Source organism: Aeromonas sp. A35_P (genome assembly GCF_002259925.1).
GTDB lineage: Bacteria > Pseudomonadota > Gammaproteobacteria > Enterobacterales > Aeromonadaceae > Aeromonas > Aeromonas dhakensis.
In genome coordinates this window covers 25096-34549 of record NZ_NEVB01000185.1, presented here as the reverse complement: position 1 = coordinate 34549, position 9454 = coordinate 25096, and the positions used below count along the sequence as shown (strand labels likewise).

Genomic DNA, 9454 nt, shown 5'->3' with positions numbered 1-9454 from the left:
CCTGATTACCCATGATTAGCAGTCACCCCGAACTATACTGATCTTATGCACAGTTATCGAGGAGCGAGATCATGGCCAAAAGCAAAGTCCAATTCCAGAAAGGCTACAGCCTGTTTGAGCTTCTCAAGGACTATGGCACTGAAGCTCAGTGCGAAAACGCGTTGTTCACTTGGCGTTTTCCTCACGGCTTTGTCTGCCCTGAATGTGCCAACAAGACCTGTTGTCACCTGAAAAGTCGGCCACGCGTGCTGCAATGCAATCACTGCCATCACCAGATGTCATTGACTGGGAACACTATTTTCGCAAACACCAAGCTCCCGCTGACCAAGTGGTTTCTGGCGATGCACCTGTTGTCACAAACCAAAACAGGTTTGTCAGCGATGGAGCTAAAGCGCCAGTTGGGCGTCAAATATGACACCGCCTGGATGCTCAAGCACAAGCTGCTGCAAGCCATGAAAGAGTCCGATGACAAGCAGCCCATCAGCGGCATCATTCAGCTCGATGATGTCTACTGGGGTGGCGAGCACCGTGGTGGCAAACGGGGTCGGGGCGCGGCAGGCAAGACGCCATTTGTGGCAGCAGTGGCCCTGAACAAGGAAGGGCATCCAATCAAGATGCGGATGACGGTGGTCGATGGTTTCAAAACCAAGTCCATTGCTGATTGGGCAAAACGGCATGTTGCCAGTGGTAGCGCGGTGATATCCGATGGATTGGCCTGTTTCAGGGCGGTGAAGGAGGCCAATTGTGAGCACCTGGGTGTTGTCACCGGGGGCAACCTTGACTTGCTGGATCATCCGGCATTCAACTGGGTAAACACGATGATAGGGAATGTGAAGAACTCGCTGCGGGGCAGTTGCCATACGCTCGGAGCGAAGCATTTACCGAGACATCTTGCTGAATACTGCTTCCGGTTTAATCATCGTTTTGACCTCAAAAGCATGTTGGTTGAATTGGGGCATGCAGTCGTGGCAAGCCCTCCGATGCCATATCGGCTCTTGAAGCTGGCTGAGGGTCATGGGTAATCAGGTTGAATTATTAAACGTTATTTAAGTCGTTCATCTTGTAGTTTTTTATCTTGAAGTTGCGAATTTCAGAAAAAACTCACGATAAATTCCACTGCGCAAGCCGGGACCAGAATGCACCCTTAGTTCTACTTGATTTTTGTTGCAGAGCTTTTACAGTGACCGAGCGGATAGTCTGTCAATCATCGGCTATTCAGTGAGTAATGCCAGGAAGGACGGGTCCGTCACCGGATGTGACTGGCCATAAAAGAACAACAAGGACGAGGTTCCACCATGCTGTCGTATTTCCTACGTCGGATGCTTTTGATCATCCCGACGTTTCTCGGTATCACCCTGCTCGTCTTCACCATCACCCGTTTCGTGCCGGGCGGTCCGGTCGAACGCATGTTGCTGCAGGCCCAGGTTTCCCAGAATGAGTCCGGTCGCTCCAGCGGCAGCAAGGGGGCGCAGGCGCTCTCCGACGAGCAGATCGAGGAGCTCAAGGCGTTCTACGGCCTCGACAAGCCCATGCTGGTCGCCTATTGGGAGTGGCTGCAGAAGCTGGCGGTGCTGGATCTCGGCGAGTCGACTCGCTATTACGAGCCGGTGTGGGATCTTATCAAGGACAGGTTGCCGGTGACCGCCTTCTTCGGGCTGGCCACCTTTCTGCTGAGCTACGCCGTCTCCATCCCGCTCGGGGTGGCCAAGGCGCTCAGACACAACACCCGCTTCGATTCAGTCAGCTCCATGCTTATCTACATGGCCTATGCGTTGCCCGCCTACGTGGTGGGCATCTTCCTCATCACCGTCTTCGCGTTTCATCTGGAGTGGCTGCCCATGGGGGGCTTCCCGGGGGACGAGTTTGACGGGATGGATAACAGCTGGGATCAGATCCGCACCCTCTTCGCCCATGCACTGCTGCCGCTCATCGCCTACGCCATCGGGGATTTCGCCATCCTCACCATGACCATGAAAAACAGCCTGATGGAGAATCTGTCGGCGGATTACGTGCGCACCGCCGTGGCCAAGGGACTGCCGTTTCGCAAGGCGGTGACCGATCACGCCATGCGCAACAGCCTGATCCCCATCGCGAGCCACCTGGGATCTGTGCTCACCGTCTTCTTCGGCGGCTCCTTTCTCATCGAGACCATCTTCAACATCGACGGCATCGGCCTGCTTGGCTACGAGGCCATCGTGGAACGGGACTACCCCACAGTGATGGGCATTCTGGCCATCACCTCCATGCTGATGCTGGTGGGCAACATTGTCTCCGACATCTGTGTCGCCCTTGTCGATCCCCGCGTGCGGTTTGGAGAGTGAACATGAACCTGAATCCGGTAACGCTGAAAAAACTCAAGCGTTTCAAATCGATAAAACGCGGCTACTACTCCTTTATCATCTTCACCACCCTAGTGCTGCTCTCCCTGCTGGCGGAGCTCTTGGTCAACAGCCGGGCACTGATGGTGAGCTATCAGGGGGAGCTCTATTTCCCAACCTATGGCGACGTGATCCCGGGTCAGCAGTTCGGGCTCGATTACGAGTACGAGACCAACTACCGCCAGCTCAAAGACAAATTCGCCGCAGAGGGCAAGGGGGACTGGGTGTTGCTGCCACCTGTGCCCTGGAATCCCTATGAGCAGGACTTCAAGCAGGACGCCTACCCACCCTATGCGCCCAGCCTGGCCGAACGCCACCTGCTCGGCACCGACACCAGCGGCCGCGACGTGCTGGCGCGGCTGGTCTACGGCTTTCGCATCGCCATCGGCTTTGCCTTCATCGCGCTGGTGGCCAGCTACGCCATCGGCGTCACCATCGGCTGCATGATGGGCTTTCTCGGCGGACGCTTTGACCTGGTGCTGCAGCGCTTCATCGAGATCTGGTCCCAGGTGCCGTTTCTCTACGTCATCATGATCCTGGTGTCGCTGGCCAAGCCCAACTTCGGCCTGTTCGTAGCCATCAACGTGCTGTTCGGCTGGATGGGCATCACCTGGTACATGCGCACCCTCACCTACAAGGAGCGGGCGCGGGACTATGTGATGGCGGCGCGGGCCCAGGGGGCCGGCACCGGGCGGATCATCTTCAACCACATTCTGCCCAACACCCTGATGATGATCGTCACCCTGGCGCCGTTTGCCGTGGTGGGCAACATCTCCACCCTGACGGCGCTGGATTACCTGGGCTTCGGCCTGGCCCCGCCCACCCCGAGCTGGGGGGAGCTGCTCTCCCAGGGGATCAACAACCTCGACGCCATCTGGATCGTGAGCTCGGTGGTGGCGGCGGTGAGTCTGGTGCTGATCATGGTCTCCTTCATCGGCGAGGCGATCCGCGAGGCGTTCGACCCGCGCAAATTTACCCGTTATCAGTGACCTGTGGCGCACTCAAGGCGCCGGGTTGCTCACCCTTAAATTGCTAAACCCCCAGTGCAGGGGTATGACCAGGAAGTCAAACATGAACAATAAAATCAAATGGATAGGTGCTCTATTCTTGTTGGTGAACGGGACCTGGGTGTGGGCGGCCAGCCTGCCTGCGGATCTCAAGTGGGAAACCAACGACACCGACCCCGTGTTCGCCTCGCCCAAGGCGCTGCCCGGTGGCAGCATCACCATGTTTGTAGACAGCTTTCCGCTGACGTTTCGCACCGTGGGGCCGGATTCCAACGGCGCGTTCCGCTCCTTTATCCAGGACAACCAGCTGAGGCTCATCAGCTTCCATCCCAACACCGGCAACCCCATTCCGTCGCTCGCGACCCACTGGGCCATCGCGCCGGACAACCAGACCGTCTACTTCAAGCTGGATCCGCGTGCCAAGTGGTCCGACGGCAAGCCGGTGGTCGCCGATGACTACACCTTTGGCTACGAGATGATGCGCTCCAAAGACATCAAGGGGCCCTGGTTCAACAACTACTACACCACCGAAGTGGTGGCGGTGGAGAAGGTTGATGACCACACCATCCTGGTCAAGGCGGGCACCCGCAAGGCCAAGCTGGATCTGCTCAACACCACCGAGTTGTGGCCCCAGCCCAAGCACTACTACAAGCTCACCCCCAACTGGGTGAAGCAGTACAACTGGGCCGTGGTGCCCACCACAGGCCCTTACGTGATGACCGACGTGAAGAAGGGCAAGTCCATCACTTTCAGCAAGCAGAAGGAGTGGTGGGCAAAGGACGATCGCTACAACCAGCACAGGTTCAACCTCGACACCATCAAGGTGCAGGTGATCCGCGATCACAACATCGCCTTCCGTCACTTCTTGAAGGGGGAGCTGGATACCTTCGAGATGATCCTGCCCAACTGGTGGCATGAAAAAGCGGTCACCCCCGAGTACAAAAAGGGATACGTGCAAAAGGTGATGGCCATGACCGACACCAAGCAGGGCGGGCAGGGGGTTCACCTCAATGTGGCCACTCCCAAGCTGGCTGACCTCAATGTGCGGCTCGGCATCCAGCATGCCCTCAACATCGACAAGATGATTAAAACAGTGCTGCGTGGCGACTACGACAGAGCCACCACCTTCGGCTCGGGCTTTGGTGAGTTCACCGACATGCAGCTGCCGGAGCGGGCCTACGACATCGCCAAGGCACGTGACTACTTTGCCAAGGGCGGCTACAGCAAGCCGGGGCCGGACGGCATCCTGCAGAACGACAAGGGGGAGCGACTGACCCTGGCGCTCACCTACACCAGCCAGGAGCACTCCAAGCGATTGACCGTGCTCAAGGAAGAGGCCAAGAAGGCGGGGCTGGATCTGGAGCTCAATCTGGTGGACGGCGCCACCGGCTTCAAGGCGATGCTGGAGAAGAAACACGAGGCGGCCTGGATGGGCTGGGCCGGCGGCGGTCTCTATCCGCAGTATTGGGAGTCGTTCCACTCGGCCAACGCCAACAAGCCGCAGACCAACAACCTGTTCAACGTGGCCGACAAACAGCTAGACGCGCTGATCGACGCTTACAACGTCGAGTTCGACATGGCCAAGCGGGCCGAGCTCTCTCGCCAGATCCAGCAGCGCATCTATGACTTGGCCATCTTTGTGCCCGGGGTGCAGCTCAACTACGTGCGAGCCAGCAGCTGGCGTTACGTGATGCTGCCCGAGGTGCCCGCCACCAAGAACACGCCGGATCTGCTCTACTGGCCCATGGATGGCTACCCCCACAGCAGTGGCGGCCTGCTCTGGCTCGATCCCAAGGTGAAGGAAGAGACCCTGAAAGCCAAGGAGGCAGGGGAGGCGCTGGCGCCCATCAACCTGCTCGACAAGACCTATGCACGTCACTGATATGGCGCAGAAGGGAGCAGCAGTCATGCCCAACACACAGGCTCCCCACCCGGGCGCCCGGGATCATGGGAGGCAGCTCGGCGTGGATGATGGCCAGAGCAAGGCCCCGATTCTTGAGGTGCGCGATCTCGAGGTGGAATTTGCCGTCGACGACGGCAAGATCAAGGTGCTCGACGGGGTCAGCTTCCAGGTTGCCCCCGGCCAGACCCTGGGGGTGGTCGGCGAGTCCGGCTGCGGCAAGAGCGTCACCTCGCTCGCCATCATGGGGCTGCTGCCCAAGCCCCATGGTCAGGTGGTGGCGGGCTCCATCCGTTTTCAGGGGGAGGATCTGCTCGCGCTGTCACCGGATCAGATGTACAAGGTGCGCGGCAACCGCATCTCGATGATCTTTCAGGAACCGATGACGGCACTCAACCCGGTGCAGACGGTCGGCGATCAGCTGATGGAGGTGTTCCGCCTCCACCGTCCCGACTACAACAAGGCCCAGCGCAGGGAGGCGGCCATCGTCATGTTGCAGAAGGTGGGGATCCCCGAGCCTGCCCAGCGCTTTGCCGTCTATCCCCACAACCTCTCCGGCGGCATGCGCCAGCGGGTGATGATCGCCATGGCGCTCGCTTGCGAGCCGGCGCTGCTTATCTGTGACGAGCCGACCACGGCGCTGGATGTGACCATCCAGGCCCAGATCCTGGAGTTGATGAAGGAGCTGCAGGCCCAGACCGGCATGGCCATCATCTTCATCACCCACGATCTCGGGGTGGTTGCGGAGCTGTGCGACGAGGTGGTGGTGATGTATGCGGGCCGGGCGGTGGAGCAGGCCGACGTGTTCGAGCTGTTTGACCACCCGCGCCATCCCTATACTCATGGTCTGATGAGCTCGATCCCGCGGCTCGAGGATGAGCCCAAGAGCCTGCTCAAGACCATCAAGGGGCAGGTGCCCGCCCTGCATGAGATGCCCGCCGGGTGCCGTTTCTCCAACCGTTGTCCCCATGCCACCGAGATCTGCGTGAGGGCCATTCCGGCCACCGAGCAGCTCGCCGAGCGGCACGGGGTGGCCTGCCAGCACTGGAGGGAGCTAGCCGTATGAAGACGCTTTTATCGGTGCGCGACGTGAAGCAGCACTTCCAGCTGGGCGGCGGCTTGTTGCGCAAGAAGTACCACGTCTACGCGGTGGACGGCATCAGCTTCGATCTAAAGCAGGGGGAGACGCTGGGGTTGGTGGGCGAGTCCGGCTGCGGCAAGTCGACCCTGGGGCGCCCCCTGCTCAAGCTGTTCGAACCGACCGCCGGCACCATCACCTTCGAGGGACGTGACATCACCCACCTCTCGCCCAAGGAGATGCGCTCCCTGCGCCAGGAGATGCAGATCGTGTTTCAGGATCCTGCAGAATCCCTCAACAGCCGCCACACGGTGGGGCAGATCCTGGAGGAACCCTTCGTTATCCACGGCAAGGGCAACGCCGAACAGCGGCGGGTCTGGGTGCAGGAGCTGCTGGAGAAGGTGGGGCTGCCAGGCAGCGCGGTGGATCGCTATCCCCATGAGTTTTCGGGCGGCCAGCGCCAGCGCATCGGCATCGCCCGGGCCATTGCCCTCAAGCCCAAGCTGCTGGTCTGTGACGAGGCAGTGTCGGCGCTGGATGTGTCGGCGCAGCCAGCGCATCCTGCTGACCGGTGATGTGCCATCCCCCATCTCGCCGCCGAGCGGCTGCCACTTTCATCAGCGTTGCCCCTATGCCGGCGAGCTGTGCCGCACCCAGTCGCCGAGTCTGCAGTCGTGCGACGGGGCCGGTCACCAGGTGGCCTGCCACACGCCGTTGCCGCTGGCCGAGGCGATCCCTCTGGGAAAGGCGGTATGATGCCGGTGCCCGCATCGCAGCAAGATGGCACGGGAAACAACGAATAAAAAATGGGGCCTGCGGGCCCCATCTTCATGGTTGGAGTTCAGGTTTGGCCGTGGAAAATCTGGCCAGGGCAGGACAGCGCCCCCGAGAGGGGATAGCTGCTGTGTGGATTGCTGTTGTTTGTAATTTTACTACTTAAATGCCCGGTAACTCTTTCACGAAATTGGCCGCTGCTGGTATCAGGCGCCATAACGGAAGTAGTAGTTGCGGGTTGACGGTGCATAGGTATCTTTCTCTGCCACGCCTTTCTTGCTGGTTACACCCTTCAGGTGGAACAGTACTGCCAGATTCTCAAACATATATTCACCTCATCGCTCTGTCGTTGACTTGTTATCTGTGACCTGGGTCACGCTTTGATCCTATGGCCTTCTGTGAGCTGGATCAACTTTTTGTGTTGTAAATTTACATAAATCATGGAAAGGGTTTTCAAATCCAGCGCTGTTTATGGAGACGGTTTCAGCAGGCACTCAGGTTGCGGTGCTGATGGCCTGGCTGACAGGCCTGGGTGAGTGGGTGATGGGGCATGGCAGAGCAGCAGAGCTGTCTGGCGGTTTCGAGGGGAAGCACGCCAAGGGCGGGCGCAGGCAAAAAAATACCCCGCACCTGGCGGGGTATGTGGTGTGGCCGGTCGGCCCTGATCTGCGGGCTTATTTGGCCGGGATCTGTTCCAGCACGTGGACCAGCAGTTGCCAGAAGCGCTCGACCGCCGGGATGTGCACCTTCTCGCCCGGCGCATGGGCGCCGCGGATGGTCGGGCCGAAGGAGACCATGTCCCACTCCGGGTAGGCGCTCTTGAACAGACCGCACTCGAGGCCGGCGTGGATCACCATGACGTTCGGCATCTCGCCGAACAGGGTCTGGTAGCTGCTCCGTACCAGCGCCATCACCGGGGAGTCCACGTTCGGTGCCCAGCCCGGGTAGGCGCCGGTAAACTCGCAGCTGGCGCCAGCCAGATTGAACAGGGAGCGGGTCATCTGCTCGACGCTCTCGCGACCGGAGTCGATCAGGGAGCGGATCAGGCACTGTACATACACTTCGCCATCCTGGGTCTTGATGACGCCCAGGTTGGTGGAGGTCTCGGTCACGCCCGGGATGGCATCGCTCATGCGGATCACCCCGTTCGGGCAGGCCATCAGGGAGTCCAGCAGGCGGGTCTGCAGGGACTCGCTCATCAGTTGGGCCGGTTTCTCCTGGGCGGTGAGCAGCACGGTCAGGTTGGCTTCGGTGGCAGCCAGCTCGCTCTGGTAGATGCCGGTGTAACGGTCGACCAGGGCCTTGAATTCATTGACGCTGGCGGCGGGTACCAGCAGCTTGGCACGGGCCTCGCGCGGGATGGCGTTGCGCAGGGTGCCGCCGTGGATCTCGGCCAGACGCAGGCCCAGCGGCTCGGCGGCCTTGAGCAGACGCACCAGCAACTTGTTGGCGTTGCCGCGGCCGCGATGGATGTCGACCCCGGAGTGGCCGCCGCGCAGGCCTTTGACCTGCAGCTCGAAACCTTCACCTTCAGTGGCGGCAACCTGCTCCAGCGGGAAGCGGATATTGGCATCCACCCCGCCGGCGCAGCCCATGTATACCTCGCCATCCTCTTCGGAGTCGGTGTTGAGCAGGATCTCGCCCTCCAGCCAGCCCGCTTCCAGACCGAAGGCGCCGGTCATGCCGGTCTCTTCGTCGGTGGTCAGCAGCACTTCCAGCGGACCGTGCTTGATGCTCTTGTCGGCCAGCACGGCCAGGCAGCCGGCCATGCCCATGCCGTTGTCGGCACCCAGGGTGGTGCCGCGGGCGGTGACCCATTCTCCGTCGATGTAGGCATCGATGGGATCCTTGGTGAAGTCGTGCTGGGTGTCGGCGTTGGCCTGGGGCACCATGTCGATGTGGGCCTGCAGCACCACCGCCTTGCGGTTTTCCATCCCCGGCGTGGCCGGTTTCTTGATGATGATGTTGCCGACGGCATCTTGCTTGACCGCCAGCCCTTCCCCTTCGGCCCACTGCATGATCCAGGCGCTCAGCTGGGCTTCGTGCTTGGAGGGGTGGGGGATGGAGCAGATCTGTTCGAAGAAGTGCCAAATCAGTTTGGGAGAGAGAGAGCTAAGCTGTGCCACGTCGGGACTCCTTACCAGCACGGAAAATGACAGAGCCCCGGCAGCGGGGCGAGGAAGAGGATAACGATAATACAGTCAATCACACAAAAATGTGAGCGATCAGCGCAAATTGCGGGCAGCTTGTGCTGTCAGGCGGGGGATTGGCAGCGAACTGCTCCGGTTGGGGCAAAATGAGCCAGCACAAAAGATTT

6 protein-coding genes and 1 pseudogene are annotated in these 9454 nt (G+C 60.2%); 6 read left to right on the top strand and 1 reads right to left on the bottom strand.

Going from position 1 to position 9454, the window contains the following annotated elements; all coding sequences use genetic code 11:
- Nucleotides 1–71 precede the first annotated feature (71 nt).
- The 6 genes and pseudogenes from CAK78_RS11570 (at nucleotide 72) to CAK78_RS11545 (ending at nucleotide 7119) form a co-directional block, all read left to right on the top strand.
- Nucleotides 72–1022 carry an IS1595 family transposase gene (locus tag CAK78_RS11570; protein WP_094697266.1) on the top strand — a complete coding sequence of 317 codons (951 nt, stop codon included), beginning with the start codon at nucleotides 72–74 and terminating at the stop codon, nucleotides 1020–1022.
- Nucleotides 1023–1295: 273 nt separating this feature from the next.
- Nucleotides 1296–2321 (top strand): ABC transporter permease subunit, encoded by a 1026-nt coding sequence (locus tag CAK78_RS11565; RefSeq protein WP_094697366.1) that lies wholly within the window; start codon nucleotides 1296–1298, stop codon nucleotides 2319–2321.
- Nucleotides 2322–2323: 2 nt separating this feature from the next.
- Nucleotides 2324–3367, top strand: a complete 1044-nt coding sequence (locus tag CAK78_RS11560) for an ABC transporter permease (protein ID WP_019839457.1) — start codon at nucleotides 2324–2326, stop codon at nucleotides 3365–3367.
- A gap of 82 nt (nucleotides 3368–3449) precedes the next feature.
- Complete coding sequence (locus CAK78_RS11555) at nucleotides 3450–5267, top strand: extracellular solute-binding protein (protein WP_094697365.1); 1818 nt, start codon at nucleotides 3450–3452, stop codon at nucleotides 5265–5267.
- 25 nt (nucleotides 5268–5292) lie between these two features.
- Nucleotides 5293–6351, top strand: a complete 1059-nt coding sequence (locus tag CAK78_RS11550; RefSeq protein ID WP_094697364.1) for an ABC transporter ATP-binding protein — start codon at nucleotides 5293–5295, stop codon at nucleotides 6349–6351.
- A pseudogene (locus tag CAK78_RS11545) lies at nucleotides 6348–7119 on the top strand (oligopeptide/dipeptide ABC transporter ATP-binding protein). The gene CAK78_RS11550 and the pseudogene CAK78_RS11545 overlap by 4 nt, the downstream one beginning before the upstream one ends.
- A 692-nt stretch (nucleotides 7120–7811) precedes the next feature.
- Here CAK78_RS11545 and CAK78_RS11535 read toward each other — a convergent pair.
- Nucleotides 7812–9263, bottom strand: a complete 1452-nt coding sequence (locus CAK78_RS11535) for an aminoacyl-histidine dipeptidase (protein ID WP_094697363.1) — start codon at nucleotides 9261–9263, stop codon at nucleotides 7812–7814.
- Nucleotides 9264–9454: the final 191 nt, after the last annotated feature.